The following is a 15,484-nucleotide window of genomic DNA, read 5'->3' on the forward strand; positions in this document are numbered from 1 at the left end:
TTACGCTTGATCCAGAGCAGTCCTTACCCTGACCTGAATCCTGGAGAAAGCATGATCAAGCCTCGTTTGTTTATCCCGGCCCTAAGCCTCCTTCTGCTGAGCGCTGGCGCTGCTGCGGCGGACAATGTCATCACCCCGGTGCGCGGCACCATTGATGCAGTCAATGATTCGTCGCTGCAAATCACCACCCGGCAGGGCGAAAAACTCTCCGTTGGCCTGACGGACAACACCCGAATCAACGGCGTGAGCGAAGCGAAGATGAGCGATATCAAGCCCGATAGCTTTATCGGCACCGCCGCCGTGCCGCAGGCGGACGGCACGCTGAAGGCGCTGGAGGTACACGTTTTTGCCCCGAGCCTGCGCGGTTCCGGGGAAGGGTTTAATCCGTTTGAGTCCGCCAACGGCCAGGTGAACACCATGACCAACGGCACGGTCGGCACGCTGGTAAACAGCCACGGGCGCACGATGACGGTGAAATTCCACGGCCAGCAGAAAACCGTGCAGGTGCCGGACGACGTGCCGGTGGTGCTGATCAGCCCCGCCGACAAATCCGTGCTCAAGCCGGGCGTGAAAGTGGTGCTGTTTGCCACCAAAGATGACAAAGGCCAGGCCGTCGCGCGCGGGATTTCTGCAGGGGTTAACGGGCTGACGCCGCCGATGTAATTTGTGGTGATTATCAGAACAGTGGCGACATCTATACAGAGGACCTGTCAGTAAGCTTTACAGGTTGAATCATTGATCTGTATTTCCCTTCTCCCTTTTAGGGAGAAGGTGGTTGCCCAGGTGAACAATAAATAACGCCCATGTATGATGCTCCGCAGACCATCAGACTCCTGTGGAGAGCACGTCATTGACAGCACAAACGGGCGATATACTTTTTAACGGCCAGCGCTTTTCGGCCTTCTTCTTTGATATGGACGGCACCATTCTGACCTCCATTCGCGTGGCAGAACGCATCTGGGGTGAGTGGGCCGTGCGTCACGGCATCGATCCGGTCGCTTTCCTGCCCACCATTCACGGCGTGCGCGCGGTGGAGACGATTGCCCGCCAGAATCTACCGGGCGTGGATGCCGAAGCCGAAGCACAGCGGATTACCGAAGCTGAAATCGCCGATGTGGATGGCGTGGAAGCCATCGGCGGCGCGCGAGAGTTTTTGCAGGCGCTGCCGATGGATCGCTGGGCCATTTTTACCTCCGCCCCAAAAGCGCTGGCGCTGCGCCGCATTCAGGCCGCCGGTTTGCCTGAACCCAAAGTCATTATTGCGGCGGAAGACGTCCGTCTCGGTAAACCCGCCCCGGAGGGCTACCTGCTGGCGGCGGAAAAATTGGGCGTAAACGCGGCCGACTGCCTGGTGTTTGAGGATGCCCTGCGGGTGTACAAGCCGGTGAAGCGGCAGGCGCAAAAATCTTTGTCATTTCCGGCACCAACGCTCACCACACCGGGGAGCTCTCTCGTTATACCGGCGCGGAAAATTACGATGCCCTGCGAGTTGAGGCCGACGGCTCGGGTATTCTCTTGCAGCTAAGCTAATTATTCAGGCTCTCTTTTGTGGCAGAGCCTATTCAAGGTGATTGACAGATTCCCGGCCGATGAGTGCCGGGTTATCTCTTTCATTCTCATGGGTAATTAAAAATATTACTCTACTTTGTAAATAAATAATTCATACTTTTCATGATGGCTAATATTTGATTTGCAGAACGTTCATGTATTTTTCTTTTAAAGGTTTTTGATGTTTTTTATTTATTTATCAGAATTCTCAGAAGCTATTTTTTTATTTTCCGCATTACATCGCCCCATCCCTGGCGCCAACCGCTAAGAACTAAAAGGTGCGTCACGTTATGCGTAACATCCTTCTGTAACAGCCTTTAAGTGTGATTTTCATCACAATTATGGGCAGGTAAAAGCCTTTAAATAGCGCTGAGTTTTACCCGCTGACTATTGAGGCATTGATGAAAATTAACACTGAATCCTGTGTGATCTCAGGCAAGCAAACCGTTTCCGTTAGCCATCAGGAAATTGAGTGGAATAATAAAGGGACGTTGCTGAAGATTTCCCGGGGAGGCATTTGCGGGTCCGATTTGCATTATTATCAGGAAGGGAGGGTCGGCAACTTTGCCGTAAAAGCCCCAATGATTTTAGGCCATGAAGTTATTGGCACGGTAGTGCATACCGATTCTCCTGAATTACATGAAGGGCAGACGGTCGCTATTAATCCATCCAAACCTTGTGGCCATTGTAAATATTGCCTTAGCCAGGAAGAAAATCAATGCACAACCATGCGCTTCTTCGGCAGCGCAATGTACTTCCCACACGTTGACGGCGGCTTTACCCGCTTTAAAACCGTCGACTGCGCGCAGTGCGTTCCCTATCCCGCTGAAGCGGATGAAAAAGTGATGGTGTTTGCCGAGCCGCTGGCGGTGGCCATCCACGCCGCGCACGAGGCGGGAGATCTGCAGGGCAAGCGCGTGTTTATCTCCGGCGTAGGGCCGATTGGCTGCCTGATCGCCAGCGCGGTAAAAACGCTGGGAGCGGCAGAAATTGTCTGCGCCGATGTCAGCCCGCGCTCGCTTTCGCTGGCCGCGCAGATGGGCGCCGACACGCTGGTGAACCCGCTGCACGATAGCCTGGACGGCTGGAAAGAGGAAAAAGGCTACTTCGATATCAGCTTTGAAGCCTCCGGCCACCCTTCTTCAGTAACCACCTGCCTGGAAGTGACCCGCGCCAAAGGCACCATGGTGCAGGTGGGAATGGGCGGCGCAGTGCCGGAATTCCCCATGATGATGCTCATCGCCAAAGAGATTTCGCTGAAAGGCTCTTTCCGCTTCACCACGGAGTTCAATACGGCCGTTTCCTGGCTGGCTAACAAGGTGATTAACCCGCTGCCGTTGCTGAGCGCAGAGTATGCCTTTACCGACCTGGAGCAGGCGCTGATCTTTGCCGGGGATAAAACCCAGGCCGCGAAAGTCCAGCTGGTTTTCTGAGGCCTGTTAATAAGGATTAAGGCAATGAACGATCTTTTTTCACTGAAAGGCAAGAACATCCTGATTACCGGCTCTGCGCAGGGGCTCGGGTACCTGATGGCTACCGGGCTGGGTCAGTACGGGGCGCAGATTGTCGTCAACGCCAGCACGCCAGCTAAGGTCGAGGCTGCGGTGCAAAAGCTGCGGGGCGAAGGGATCCGCGCCGTGGGCGCCCCGTTCGACGTGACGCAGAAACAAGATGTCGATGCGGCTGTGGAGCGCATTGAGCAGGAAGTGGGCCCGATTGATGTGCTGGTGAACAACGCCGGAATTCAGCGCCGCCATCCTTTTACCGAGTTCCCCGAGCAGGACTGGAATGATGTGATTGCGGTGAACCAGACCGGCGTTTTCCTGGTTTCGCAGGCGGTGACCCGCCGGATGGTGGCGCGCCAGGCCGGGAAGGTGATCAATATCTGCTCTATGCAGAGTGAGCTGGGGCGCGACACGATCACGCCTTACGCCGCCTCGAAAGGCGCGGTGAAGATGCTGACCCGGGGCATGTGCGTTGAGCTGGCCCGCCACAACATTCAGGTCAACGGCATCGCCCCCGGCTACTTCAAAACGGAAATGACTCAGGCGCTGGTGAATGACGAAGCGTTCAGCGGCTGGCTGTGCAAACGGACGCCCGCCGCACGCTGGGGTGATCCGCAGGAGCTGATTGGCGCCGCGGTGTTCCTCTCTTCAAAAGCTTCAGATTTCGTTAACGGGCACCTGTTGTTTGTTGATGGCGGCATGCTGGCCGCCGTTTAACGGCGCGAGTGCCTGCCGAAAAGTGAAGGCGGGTAGACCGAATAAAAGGTGGAGAGCATGGGCCTTCTCTCGCCGCAGAAAGCTGAAAATCAAGCGATTGGTTTTCAGCTTTTTTAAACGCGCTGACTGCCCGACCTGACCACTAACCTGCAGCGCTTCGCGCTGCTTTTTTTGCACTGATAAGAGATAAGCGTATGCCATTACTTATTATTGCCGCAGGCGTCGCCCTGCTGCTGGTCCTGATGATCGGTTTTAAAGTGAACGGCTTTATCGCGCTGGTTCTGGTGGCGGCGGTGGTTGGGTTTGCGGAGGGAATGGATCCCCAGGCGATTCTGCACTCCATTCAAAACGGGATTGGCGGCACCCTCGGCGGGCTGGCGATGATCCTTGGCTTTGGGGCGATGCTCGGGAAGCTGATTTCGGATACCGGGGCGGCGCAGCGCATCGCCACCACCCTGATCGAGGCCTTCGGCGCGAAGCGCGTACAGTGGGCGCTGATGATTGCCGGGCTGGTGGTTGGGATGGCGATGTTCTTTGAGGTCGGCTTTGTGCTGCTTTTGCCGCTGGTGTTCACCGTTGTCGCCTCGTCCGGCCTGCCGCTGCTGTATGTGGGGGTACCGATGGTGGCCGCGCTGTCGGTCACGCACTGCTTCCTGCCGCCGCACCCGGGGCCGACCGCGATTGCCACCATGTATAACGCCAATCTCGGTACCACCCTGCTATACGGGCTGATTATCAGCCTGCCGACTATTATCGTTGCCGGACCGCTGTTCTCCCGTTTGTTAACCCGGTTTGAAAAGCAGCCGCCGGAAGGTCTGTTCAGCTCGCGGGTGTTCAGCGAGGCGGAAATGCCTTCGTTCTGGAACAGCCTGCTGGTGTCCATCACGCCCGTGCTGCTGATGGCCATTGCCGCGCTTTGTAACGTGGTGCTGCCTGAAAAAAGTGGGCTCAGATCTTTCCTCGACTTTATTGGTAACCCGGCGGTCGCGCTGTTTATTGCCCTGACTATCGCCACCTTTACCCTCGGCTGGCGCAAAGGGCGAAGCATGGAGCAGGTGATGAACATCGCCGGGGACTCTATCGGCGCTATCGCGATGATCGTGTTTATCATCGCCGGTGGCGGCGCCTTTAAGCAGGTGCTGGTCGACAGCGGCGTAGGGCAGTACATCGCGCACCTGATGAACGGCGCGCCGCTCTCGCCGCTGCTGATGTGCTGGACGGTAGCTGCTCTGCTGCGTATTGCGCTGGGTTCGGCGACCGTCGCGGCGATCACTACCGCAGGCGTGGTGCTGCCTATCATCAGCGTGACCCACGCCGACCCGGCCCTGATGGTGCTGGCGACCGGGGCGGGGAGCGTGATCGCCTCTCACGTTAACGATCCGGGATTCTGGCTGTTTAAGGGCTACTTTAACCTCAGCGTGGGGGAAACGCTGCGTACCTGGACCGTTATGGAAACGCTGATCTCAGTCATGGGGCTGCTGGGCGTATTGACGATAAATGCCGTTTTGCATTAAATCGTTGTATGACTCGCCGACAGGCCACCGGGTGCGCGCGCTGCGCCCCGGTATAGAGAGGGCCGATGAGAAACCATCGCATTTCTTTGCAGGATATCGCCACGCTGGCTGGCGTAACGAAGATGACCGTCAGCCGCTACATCCGTTCGCCTAAAAAGGTTGCAAAGGAAACCGGGCTGCGCATCGCCCGAATCATGGAAGAGATTGATTACGTGCCCAATCGGGCCCCCGGTATGCTGCTGAATGCCCGCAGCTTTACGCTGGGGGTGCTGATTCCTTCTTTTCAGAACCAGCTCTTCGCCGACATTCTCGCCGGCATTGAGTCCGTCACGTCCGGGCAGAATTACCAGACGCTGATCGCCAACTATAACTACAACCGCGAGTCGGAAGAGGAGTCGGTGATTAACCTGCTCTCCTACAACATCGACGGCATTATTCTCTGCGAGAAGTACCACACCTTCCGCACCGTGAAGTTTTTGCGGTCCGCTGCCATCCCGGTTGTGGAACTGATGGATATTCAGGGCGACCGGCTGGATATGGAAGTGGGGTTTGATAACCGCCAGGCCGCGTTAGACATGGTTGGCACCATGCTGGACAAGCGACAGCGGCGCAGGATCGTCTACCTCGGTTCAAAAGATGACGTGCGCGACGAGCAGCGCTTTCGCGGCTACTGCGATGCCATGACGCAGCGCGGCCTGGAGCCGCAGCGCATCAACCCGAAAGCCATTTCATCCATCCACCTCGGCATGCAGCTGATGCGCGACGCAATGGCGACTTACCCCGATCTGGACGGCGTATTCTGCACGAACGACGATATTGCGATGGGCGCCCTGCTGCTCTGCCGCGAGCGGGGCCTGCTTGTCCCGGAACAGATCTCGATCGCCGGTTTTCACGGGCTGGAGATGGGGCGCCAGATGATCCCCAGCCTGGCAAGTGTGATCACCCCCCGCTTTGACATTGGCCGGGTGGCGGCCAGAATGCTGCTGGATAAGATCGGCAATGAAGACCTGAACCACAACACCATTGATTTGGGCTACCAGATTTACCACGGGCAGACGCTGTGAGCGGGTTTTGTGAGGCAGGCGCCAGGAAGGGAACACGCCGTTGATGACGCCGCGTATTTTTCCCCTCTCCCTTTTAGGAAGAGGGTCGGGTGAGGGGCTAGTGAATATTATTTCCGGACTGGCTATCGATCGTTGCCAGACCTGAATCTGCGCGGACAAAGCGGGGCGCTCGCAGGCTGTCGATCAGAAGGTTAAACATCGTGATTAACAGAGAGCTGCAATATTTCCGTACCTGGAAGTGGCCAGCATCATCTATGGATGTATAAGATTTGTATCGCGCTGAAAGTTAATAAGGATTATTACGAATTTTTGGAATGTTGCATGAAGTAGATTGCACGCTAAAACATTAATGTGCTTTGGTGGAAATATTTTAATATTCTCAACCAATTATTTTATTTAGATGTTTTTGATATTTTAAACTTGGCGGAAAGTCACAGGAGTCGAACCTGCCCGGCGCCGCTGGCGGCACCAACTGGAGTTGAAGTCCAGCCGCCTCACCGGAGACGACGACCTTCCGCGCCTGCATTGCTACATGGAGGCGGGCGCAGTATACCGGGTTTCATGCTGCTGCCCAATGGGTCAGTAAGAATATATCCTGCGCCTAAAGTGAAATTATTTGCTAAATCAGTCTAACGACCTGGGAATCACTCCGTTGACGCGGTTCGCCAGGCTATGTCTCTTATGGCCTCTCTCGCTGTCAGGCTAATGCCGCCCAGCTGAAAGAAACCGTGGATCACGCCCAGATAGCGCTGGCAGCTTGCCGTAACACCTTGTTCTATAAGCTGGGAATAAAGTAATTCGCCCTCATCGCGCAGGGGATCGTATTCGGCGGTGAGGATATGCACTGGTGGCAGCCCGGCAAAATCTTCGCGCCACAGCGGGCTGGCTTCCGGATGCATCACATCCGTTCCAGGGAAATAAGCTTCAAAGCCACTGAGCAGCGTGTCGCGGGTGATAATGTAGTCTTCGCCGTTCTGCTGGTAGCTTGGTTGCTGAGCGCTGGCGTCGAGCATCGGATAAATCAGCATCAGGCTAGCCGGGAGCCATTCCTTGGCGGCTTTCAGACGCAGGGCGGTTACCAGGGCGATATGCCCGCCCGCGCTGTCTCCGGCAAGCGTGATACGCTCACTATCGACGCCTAAATTCATGGCGTGCTGCCTGATTAATATGGCAGCACGTTCGGCATCATCATGGGCGGCAGGGTAAGTGTGTTCTGGGGCCAGGCGATACTGCACGGCAATGACCCGGCATCCGCTGTGAAAAGCTAACTGGCGGAGCTGATTATCGTGAGTGGCAAACCCGCCGCTGACAAAGCAGCCGCCGTGATAATAAATCACCGTCGGTAGTGTTCCACTGGCGTCGAGTGGGGAAACGACCCGTAACGGCATTCCCTCCAGTGAAATATCTTCCACCTGGACTCTGGTTTCCGTTTCACCGGCCAGCACGGTACTGGCGATATAGCCCGCCCGGCGGTCGGCAAAACTTTGCTGGCGGGAAGAGGGGCGACCGGCGGCAATAAAGTCATTCACCAGCCGGGCAATAGCGGGTTCGAGGGCCATAATACGTCCTTTTACTGGATGAATATCCATATCCTATGCCGACAAACTGGCCAGGTAAACCCATCATTTATGGCGGGCAGGGTTCAGCCAAAAAAGAACCATGCCGTTTTTATCAGCCCATTTTCCACTTCGAAAACGGCCATGCTTTCAATCGGTTCATCGCTTAGGCCGTGGATCTTCTCATGATCGAACACCTTGTTGCCCATTGCGGTGCGGGAAATGATTTCTGCTCGCAGGGCCGGGTTATTGAAGCGGTGATCTTTGTAGAAGGCATACAGGGCATCGTGTCCTGCCAGAGAAGGCGTTACGGCTGGCGGGCGATAGGCGGTGAAATCTTCGCTAAAGCAGGCTGTAAAGGCGTCGAGGTCGTGGGCGTTGTACGCCTCGAACTGGCGGATGACGGGGTCTGTGACTGACATAAAAGTATCCTGATAAGAGAAACTGGCGGGCTGCCAAAATATGGTTGTGTGCCGGGACAGCGTCTCTTGCCCGATGGAAAATGTCTAATGAAAGGAATGGTGACGAGGTTAAGCCTCCTGTCTCTCTTCGCAATACACATTAACAACCGGTTGCATTTCATCCCGTTACAATCCCGTGTCTAAAACAATACAGGGTTGGCAAAAATGAAAAAACTTTTCGGGATGATGTTGGTTGGCGTGGTGGCGTTCTCGGTTGTGGCCTGCTCCAGCAGCTACGTAATGGCGACCAAAAATGGGGAAATGATCGTCACCAAAGGTAAACCAGAGGTGGATAAGCAAACCGGACTGACGCGCTACTATGACGCGCAGGGCGTGGAGCATCAGATCCAAAACGATCAAATCACCCAGCTGATTAAGCGCGGCTGATCGTTAGAAAAGAAAACTACCGGCCAGCGCAAGCTGGCCGGTAGGGCAGTTTTATTCCCCTTCGCCAGGGAATAAGAACGGGTTGATGCTGCTGCGGGCGAAGCCTTCCTGCTCCATGCGGGCGTCAAGCACCAGCGAGGCCAGGTCGTCGGCGACGGCTTCCACTTTCGGGTCCTTTTCCTGATAGAGAATTTTCAGGTAGGTGCCGCAGTCGCCGCAGCTTTCGGCTTTGATCGCCGCCTGTTCGCTGTCCAGCGACCAGTAGTTTAAGTCGCGGGTCTGCTCGCAGTTGCTGCACTTCACGCGCACCACGTGCCATTCGGTTTCGCATAGATTGCAATGTAAATAACGCAGGCCGTTAGTGGTGCCGATGTGCACCATGCTGGAAACCGGAATCGAGCCGCAAACCGGGCAGAACTGGCGCTGTTCGCCATATTCGGCTTTGGCTTTGCCGGGGATAAGCGTCGCCATTTGCGCCCAGTAGAGCGACAGCGCAGCCCAGATAAACGGTGCCTTGTCGCTGCTGACGAGCGCGAAGTCGGCGTTGAACAGCGCGGTGGCCATCTCTTCCAGCTCCTGGGAAGACGCCTTTTCAAGATTTTCAATCACCGCTAACGCCGGGCCGTCCATCTCAGGCTTCAGCTCGGCAATCAGCGACTGCAGCAGGCGCTGCCAGTGCGGGTCGCGCGGCAGGACGTGAATATCCAGCGGCGGCTTGCCGGTTTTAGCTGCTTCGGCAATCAGGGCGGTTAAATCCATCTCCAGGGGGTGGTCGTACAGCACCACTTCCTGCGCGTGGGCAATCAGCGCGGCAAAGCGCAGATAGTCGCCCAGCGGGTTGCTGGCAGCCAGCTCGCGCAGGCGTTCAGCACGGCGGTTGTAGAGATTTTTGAGCCTGGGGAATAATAACGGCGGAATCACTTCCGCCGTGCGTTTCTCGCTCTTCTCCAGCTGATCTTGCGGGATTATGCGAATACTCATTCAGATGACTTTTCCTGTTTCCGGCGGACTTCGCGATACCATTTCGGGTGATGTTTCTTCGCCCACGTCGTGGTAACCCAGCCCTCCACCATCGCGGTGATGGTGCCTTTTACCCAAAGGGCGGCGTAAATATGCACCATGATAACCACAATTAACGCTACCGCGGCAAATGAATGCAGCATTAACGCAAATCGAATAACCGGAATTGGGAAGGCTGGCGCAAAGTAAGGACGCCAGATAATCACGCCGCTCGCCAGCAACAGCACCAGGAAAATAATCGCCGCCCAGAACACGCATTTCTGGCCGAAGTTATAGCGCCCGGTGTCTCCCACTTCCTCGTTGACGACGATCTTACGAATATTCTTCGCCCAAAAGATATCATCCCGATTGATTAGGTTGTGGTGCCAGTAACGGAAAAACATGATGATGAAGGAGGCGAACATCACCACCCCAACGAACGGGTGGAGGATGCGCGCCAGCTGCGGCGTGCCGAGAATGCCCATCAGCCAGTTGAAGGACGGGAAGAAAAAGCCCAGTCCGCTCACCGCCGCCAGCACGAAGCAGAAGGCGGTGATCCAGTGGTTGATGCGCTCGGGCGCGCTATAGCGCTGAATGGTCGGTTGCTTTTTCATTTACGCACCTCGTCGTCGTCATGGTGCAGATTATCGTCCTCTTCATCGGCACGGTTCGGGCCGACCCCAACGTAGTGGAAGACGCTGGCGGCGAAGGTTGCCGCAAAGCCGATGGCGGCCAGCGGTTTCCAGACGCCTTTCCAGAACTTCACGGTTGGGCTGATGGACGGGTTCTCCGGCAGGCCGTGATACAGCGTCGGCTTGTCCGCATGGTGCAGCACGTACATCACGTGCGTCCCGCCAACGCCTGCCGGATCGTACAAACCTGCGTTGTCATAACCACGGGTTTTCAGTTCCGCCACGCGCTCGCCGGCGAGGGTCTTCATATCCTCTTTCGAGCCGAAATGAATCGCCCCGGTCGGACAGGTTTTCACGCATGCAGGCTCCTGGCCCACGGTGACGCGGTCTACGCACAGGGTGCATTTGTAGACGCGGTTGTCCTCCGGGTTCAGGCGCGGCACGTCGAACGGGCAGCCCGCAATGCAATAGCCGCAGCCGATGCACTGTTCGGACTGGAAGTCGACGATGCCGTTGGCATACTGAATAATAGCCCCTTCCGACGGGCACGCCTTCAGGCAGCCCGGATCCGCGCAGTGCATACAGCCGTCTTTGCGGATCAGCCATTCCAGTTTGTCGTTCTGCTCCACTTCCGAGAAGCGCATCACCGTCCAGGATTTGGCGGTCAGGTCCGCCGGGTTGTCGTACACCCCGACGTTGTGCCCCACTTCATCACGGATGTCGTTCCACTCCGAGCACGCCACCTGGCAGGCCTTACAGCCGATGCAGGTGGTGACGTCGATAAGCTTGGCGACCTCTTGCTGGTGATCCCGCGCCTGAGGCGCGGGCGTGAAGCCGTTAGTGGCGGAACGACGGATAATGTCCTGAGATTGATAAGCCATAATTCGTCTCCGTTACACCTTTTCCACGTTGACCAGGAACGCCTTGAACTCTGGCGTTTGCGTGTTGGCATCCCCGACAAACGGCGTCAGGGTGTTGGCGATAAAGCCTTTCTTCGCCACGCCCTCGTAACCCCAGTGAATCGGGATCCCGATGGTGTCCACTTTCTGGCCGTGAACGTCCAGCGTGCGGATACGCTTGGTCACCACCGCTTTGGCCTTGATGTAGCCGCGGTTGGAGGAGACCTTCACCGTGTCGCCGTGGGCGATGCCGAGCTTGTTGGCAAGCTTCTCGCCAATCTCGACAAACTGCTCCGGCTGCGCGATGGCGTTCAGCAGCGCGTGCTTGGTCCAGTAGTGGAAGTGCTCCGTCAGACGATAGGTGGTGCCGACATACGGGAACTTGTCGTGCGTGCCCATCGCCTCCAGGTCATCTTTAAACACGCGTGCCGCCGGGTTGGAGACCACGTTCGGGTGCAGCGGGTTGGTACCCAGCGGCGTTTCAAACGGCTCGTAGTGTTCCGGGAACGGCCCTTCTGCCATCTTGTCGAGGGCAAACAGGCGACCCAGGCCTTCCGGCTGCATGATAAACGGCCCGACGCCGCTGTCCGGCGCAGCGGTGCTGTAGTCCGGCACGTCGATGCCGCCCCATTTCGCGCCATCCCAGGAGATCAGGCGGCGTTTTTCATCCCACGGTTTACCCGACGGATCGGCGGAGGCACGGTTATACAGAATGCGGCGGTTAAGCGGCCACGCCCATGCCCAGCCGAGCGTATTGCCCAGGCCTGACGGGTCGGCGTTGTCGCGGCGTGCCATCTGGTTGCCGTCCGGCGTCCAGCTCCCGGCGAAGATCCAACAGCCGCTGGACGTTGTCCCGTCGTCGCGCAGCTGAGCAAAGGAGCTGAGCTGCTGCCCTTTTTTCACCAGCACCGCGCCGGTGGCCGGGTCAATCAGGTCTGCCAGCGCCTTGCCGTTGCTTTCCATGGCCACTTCTTCCGGCGCCGGGTTATCCGGGGTCAGGTACTGCCAGGTCATGTTCAGTACCTGCTCAGGCACTTTGCCGCCGTCGCGCTCGTACATGCGGCGCAGGCGGGTGAAGATGCCGGAGAGGATTTCGCCGTCGTTCAGCGCTTCCCCCGGCGCATCCGCCCCCTTCCAGTGCCACTGCAGCCAGCGCCCGGAGTTGACGATGGAGCCGTTCTCTTCCGCGAAGCAGGTGGATGGCAGGCGGAACACCTCGGTCTGGATTTGCGACGGATCAACGTCGTTCATCTCGCCGTGGTTCTGCCAGAAGTTGGAGGTTTCGGTGTTCAGCGGGTCAATGGTGACCAGGAACTTCAGCTTCGAAAGCGAGGCCACGACCTTGTTCTTGTTAGGGAACGAGGCCACCGGGTTAAAGCCCTGGCACAGATAACCGTTGACCTTGCCCTGGCTCATCATCTCGAAGTACTGCAGCACGTCGTAGCCTTTGTCCCACTTCGGCAACCAGTCGTAGCCCCAGTTGTTTTCTTTCGTCGCTTTGTCGCCAAAGAAGGCTTTCATCATCGAGACGAAGAATTTCGGGTAGTTGCCCCAGTAGTTCACCTGGCCTTTCAGCAGCGGTTTCGGCGTGTTGGCCGCCAGATAGCTGTCGATATCCACCTGTTTTTCGCTGGGCAGGTTCATGTAACCCGGCAGGCTGGTGGAAAGCAGGCCGAGGTCGGTCAGACCCTGAATGTTGGAGTGGCCACGCAGGGCGTTAACGCCGCCGCCCGCCATCCCCATGTTGCCGAGCAGCAGCTGGATCATCGCCATGGTGCGGATGTTCTGCGCGCCGATGGAGTGCTGTGTCCAGCCCAGGGCGTACAGGAACGATGCGGTTTTGTCCGCCACGCTGGTTTCGGCGATGTACTCGCACACCTTCAGGAAGTCTTCCTTCGGCGTACCGCAGATGCTGGTGACCACATCCGGCGTGTAGCGGGAAATATGCTCTTTCAGCAGGTTCCACACGCAGCGCGGGTGCTGAAGCGTCAGATCGCGTTTGGCGAAGCCTTCTTCATCCAGCTCGTAGTTCCAGGTGGTTTTGTCGTACTTGCGGTTTGCCGCGTCGTAGCCGGTGAACAGGCCGTCGTCGAAGCCGAAGTCCTCACGCACAATCAGGTTGGCGTTGGTGTAAGACTCGACGTATTCGCGATTGAATTTGTTGTTGTTTATCAGGTACAGCAGGACGCCCGACAGGAATGCAATGTCGGTCCCGGAACGGATAGGCGTGTAGAAATCCGCCACCGAAGCGGTTCGCGTAAAGCGAGGATCGATCACAATCAGCTTCGCGCCGTTGTGAATTTTGGCTTCCATCGCCCAGCGGAATCCCACCGGATGCGCTTCTGCCGCGTTCCCACCCATTACCACGATGAGGTTGGCGTTTTTGATATCAACCCAGTGATTGGTCATCGCACCGCGACCAAATGTTGGAGCAAGACTTGCTACCGTTGGTCCGTGTCAGACACGCGCCTGGTTATCCACGGCAAGCATGCCGAGGGCGCGGGAAAATTTCTGGGTTAAATAGCCGGTTTCGTTGCTGGACGCGGAGGCGCAAAGCATCCCCGTGGAGAGCCAGCGGTTGACCGTGGTGCCCTGGTCGTTCTTTTCGATGAAGTTGGCGTCGCGGTCTTCTTTCATCAGCTTCGCGATGCGGTTAAAGGCATCGTCCCAGCTGATTGGCTGCCATTTATCGGAGCCTGGCGCGCGGTAAGAAGGCGTTTTCAGGCGGCTTTCGGAGTGGATGAAGTCCACCAGACCGGCCCCTTTCGGGCACAGCGCGCCGCGGTTTACCGGGTGGTCCGGGTCACCTTCGATATGGAAAATTGAGGCTTTTGCGTTTTTTGCGCCGTCGCCGAGGCTATACATCAATAGCCCACAGCCCACGGAGCAGTATGTGCAGGTGTTACGGGTTTCACGGGTGCGCAGCAGCTTGTACTGCCGGGTTTCCGCTAGCGCAGCGCCGGGGGCAAAACCCAGTGCTGCTGCCGTGGTGCCTGCCATACCGCCAGCGCAGATCTTAAAGAACTGCCTTCTGCTGACCTGCATGGATCGCTCCTTACATTTCGACATTTCACATTGCTTAGGATTTATTTTGCGGGGTAACCCGCAAAGGTTCACAATTAGAACCAGTATAGATTTTGATGGCTTTCTTCCCTTCATCCGGAAGGGGTATTAAGTAGAATACCACAATGGTCCTGAGGGTGTTCTCGAATGGTTAAAACTAAGTGAACAAATTTCGCTACTCTGAAAAAGAAACTGTGGCGCAGATCACCGGCGCGCGCACGATTGATCTTTGGCACCGGGGCAATCTCACCGTGGCAGAAACCGACTGGCTGGCGGAGGAAGTGCCCGTGGCGCTGGTTTACAACGGCATTTCACACGTTGTGATGATGGCATCGCCTAAAGACCTCGAAGCGTTTGCCCTCGGGTTTTCGCTGTCCGAAGGCATCATTGAAAGCCCTGCGGAGATTTATGGGATGGATGTGTCGCCGTCCTGCAACGGTATTGAAGTGCAAATTGAGCTGTCCAGCCGCCGCTTTATGGGGCTGAAAGAGCGCCGGCGAGCGCTGGCCGGGCGAACCGGCTGCGGCGTTTGCGGCGTCGAGCAGTTAAACGACATTGGCCGCCCGGTTCCGCCGCTGCCGTTTACCCAGACTTTTGCCCTGGAGAACCTGGATGCGGCGCTGAAAAAAATGCGTGACTACCAGCCCGTCGGCGAGCTGACCGGCTGTACCCATGCGGCACTTTGGCTAGATCCAGAGGGCCACATCCTCGACGGAAGGGAAGATATTGGCCGCCACGTAGCGCTGGATAAAATGCTCGGCGTTCGCAGCCGTAACCCGTGGCACAACGGCGCTGCGCTGGTGTCGAGCCGGGCTAGCTATGAAATGGTGCAGAAGGCCGCGATGTGCGGCATTGAAATCCTGTTCGCGGTGTCTGCGGCGACCTCATTAGCGGTTGAAGTTGCGCAGCGGACAAATCTCACGCTGGTGGGCTTTAACCGGCCTGGGCGGGCAACGGTTTATACGCATCCTGAGCGGCTCCGCTAGGTTTTCCCCTCATCCCGGCCCTCTCCCCAAAGGGGAGAGGGAGGAAAGAAGTGGAAGATGAAGCAATCCTCTCCCCATAGGAGCGAGGGAGGAAAGAAGTGAAAGGTGGAGCAATCCTCTCCCCAGGCGAGCCAGGAGAAAATATCTAACAGG

Annotated in this window: 14 protein-coding genes and 1 tRNA gene; 8 read left to right on the forward strand and 7 right to left on the reverse strand. The window is 57.0% G+C overall.

Translation table 11 applies throughout. The annotated features are described in order from the left end of the window. The first annotated feature begins 51 nt into the window (after nt 1–51). The 6 genes from ACREYP_RS00175 to idnR all read left to right on the forward strand — a co-directional run bounded on the left by ACREYP_RS00175 (nt 52) and on the right by idnR (nt 6,348). A complete protein-coding gene (locus tag ACREYP_RS00175) occupies nt 52–663 on the forward strand; it encodes a hypothetical protein (protein ID WP_336818964.1) in 612 nt (203 codons plus the stop codon). 187 nt (nt 664–850) lie between these two features. Beyond that, nucleotides 851–1,525: an HAD family hydrolase gene (locus tag ACREYP_RS00180; protein ID WP_498881054.1), complete on the forward strand. Its 675-nt coding sequence runs from the start codon at nt 851–853 to the stop codon at nt 1,523–1,525. A gap of 424 nt (nt 1,526–1,949) precedes the next feature. Beyond that, on the forward strand, nt 1,950–2,981 hold the full coding sequence (gene idnD / locus ACREYP_RS00185; RefSeq protein WP_336818968.1) for an L-idonate 5-dehydrogenase: 1,032 nt from the start codon (nt 1,950–1,952) through the stop codon (nt 2,979–2,981). A 24-nt stretch (nt 2,982–3,005) separates the two neighbouring features. Further along, nucleotides 3,006–3,770: a gluconate 5-dehydrogenase gene (gene idnO / locus ACREYP_RS00190; RefSeq protein ID WP_336818970.1), complete on the forward strand. Its 765-nt coding sequence runs from the start codon at nt 3,006–3,008 to the stop codon at nt 3,768–3,770. Nucleotides 3,771–3,964: 194 nt separating this feature from the next. Further along, nucleotides 3,965–5,284: a gluconate:H+ symporter gene (locus ACREYP_RS00195; protein WP_008458734.1), complete on the forward strand. Its 1,320-nt coding sequence runs from the start codon at nt 3,965–3,967 to the stop codon at nt 5,282–5,284. Between the two features lie 65 nt (nt 5,285–5,349). Further along, entirely contained in the window at nt 5,350–6,348 is a 999-nt protein-coding gene (gene idnR, locus ACREYP_RS00200; RefSeq protein WP_008458732.1) for a DNA-binding transcriptional regulator IdnR, read from the forward strand. A 421-nt stretch (nt 6,349–6,769) separates the two neighbouring features. Here the strand turns inward: idnR and ACREYP_RS00205 are convergent. From ACREYP_RS00205 to ACREYP_RS00215, 3 genes are all read right to left on the reverse strand, one after another. Continuing rightward, nucleotides 6,770–6,864: transfer RNA gene (locus ACREYP_RS00205), tRNA-Sec, on the reverse strand. A gap of 128 nt (nt 6,865–6,992) precedes the next feature. Beyond that, the gene (locus ACREYP_RS00210) at nt 6,993–7,907 is read right to left on the reverse strand and encodes an alpha/beta hydrolase (protein ID WP_336818974.1); all 915 of its coding nucleotides are present in this window, start codon (nt 7,905–7,907) and stop codon (nt 6,993–6,995) included. 83 nt (nt 7,908–7,990) lie between these two features. Further along, a complete protein-coding gene (locus tag ACREYP_RS00215) occupies nt 7,991–8,326 on the reverse strand; it encodes a nuclear transport factor 2 family protein (RefSeq protein WP_336818976.1) in 336 nt (111 codons plus the stop codon). Nucleotides 8,327–8,530: 204 nt separating this feature from the next. On the opposite strand from ACREYP_RS00215, the gene ACREYP_RS00220 reads away from it, so the two are divergent. Continuing rightward, entirely contained in the window at nt 8,531–8,752 is a 222-nt protein-coding gene (locus ACREYP_RS00220; protein WP_166994781.1) for a YgdI/YgdR family lipoprotein, read from the forward strand. A gap of 51 nt (nt 8,753–8,803) precedes the next feature. Here ACREYP_RS00220 and fdhE read toward each other — a convergent pair whose 3' ends face one another. The 4 genes from fdhE to fdnG are packed head-to-tail and all read right to left on the reverse strand — an operon-like array spanning nt 8,804 to nt 14,327. Then, nucleotides 8,804–9,733 (reverse strand): formate dehydrogenase accessory protein FdhE, encoded by a 930-nt coding sequence (fdhE, locus tag ACREYP_RS00225; RefSeq protein WP_008458723.1) that lies wholly within the window; start codon nt 9,731–9,733, stop codon nt 8,804–8,806. Beyond that, nucleotides 9,730–10,365, reverse strand: a complete 636-nt coding sequence (fdoI, locus tag ACREYP_RS00230; RefSeq protein WP_008458721.1) for a formate dehydrogenase cytochrome b556 subunit — start codon at nt 10,363–10,365, stop codon at nt 9,730–9,732. Before fdoI ends, fdhE begins: the two co-directional genes overlap by 4 nt. After that, entirely contained in the window at nt 10,362–11,264 is a 903-nt protein-coding gene (gene fdxH, locus ACREYP_RS00235; protein WP_008458719.1) for a formate dehydrogenase subunit beta, read from the reverse strand. Before fdxH ends, fdoI begins: the two co-directional genes overlap by 4 nt. 12 nt (nt 11,265–11,276) lie before the next feature. After that, nucleotides 11,277–14,327, reverse strand: a complete 3,051-nt coding sequence (gene fdnG / locus ACREYP_RS00240) for a formate dehydrogenase-N subunit alpha (RefSeq protein WP_336818979.1) — start codon at nt 14,325–14,327, stop codon at nt 11,277–11,279. 179 nt (nt 14,328–14,506) lie between these two features. Between fdnG and fdhD the strand changes: the two genes are divergently transcribed. Beyond that, nucleotides 14,507–15,331: a formate dehydrogenase accessory sulfurtransferase FdhD gene (gene fdhD / locus ACREYP_RS00245; protein ID WP_336818981.1), complete on the forward strand. Its 825-nt coding sequence runs from the start codon at nt 14,507–14,509 to the stop codon at nt 15,329–15,331. The last annotated feature ends 153 nt before the right edge of the window (nt 15,332–15,484 follow it).

This window comes from Enterobacter sp. TMH.L2 (assembly GCF_050847315.1).
In the GTDB taxonomy this organism is placed as follows: domain Bacteria; phylum Pseudomonadota; class Gammaproteobacteria; order Enterobacterales; family Enterobacteriaceae; genus Cedecea.

Bases quoted from the DNA above. Each gene is read 5' to 3' on its own strand.
- ACREYP_RS00195 (WP_008458734.1), top strand. From the start codon at position 3,965: ATGCCATTACTTATTATTGCCGCAGGCGTCGCCCTGCTGCTGGTCCTG.
- fdxH (WP_008458719.1), bottom strand. From the start codon at position 11,264: ATGGCTTATCAATCTCAGGACATTATCCGTCGTTCCGCCACTAACGGC.
- idnO (WP_336818970.1), top strand. From the start codon at position 3,006: ATGAACGATCTTTTTTCACTGAAAGGCAAGAACATCCTGATTACCGGC.
- ACREYP_RS00175 (WP_336818964.1), top strand. From the start codon at position 52: ATGATCAAGCCTCGTTTGTTTATCCCGGCCCTAAGCCTCCTTCTGCTG.
- fdhE (WP_008458723.1), bottom strand. From the start codon at position 9,733: ATGAGTATTCGCATAATCCCGCAAGATCAGCTGGAGAAGAGCGAGAAA.
- ACREYP_RS00210 (WP_336818974.1), bottom strand. From the start codon at position 7,907: ATGGCCCTCGAACCCGCTATTGCCCGGCTGGTGAATGACTTTATTGCC.
- ACREYP_RS00215 (WP_336818976.1), bottom strand. From the start codon at position 8,326: ATGTCAGTCACAGACCCCGTCATCCGCCAGTTCGAGGCGTACAACGCC.
- idnD (WP_336818968.1), top strand. From the start codon at position 1,950: ATGAAAATTAACACTGAATCCTGTGTGATCTCAGGCAAGCAAACCGTT.
- ACREYP_RS00220 (WP_166994781.1), top strand. From the start codon at position 8,531: ATGAAAAAACTTTTCGGGATGATGTTGGTTGGCGTGGTGGCGTTCTCG.
- idnR (WP_008458732.1), top strand. From the start codon at position 5,350: ATGAGAAACCATCGCATTTCTTTGCAGGATATCGCCACGCTGGCTGGC.
- fdoI (WP_008458721.1), bottom strand. From the start codon at position 10,365: ATGAAAAAGCAACCGACCATTCAGCGCTATAGCGCGCCCGAGCGCATC.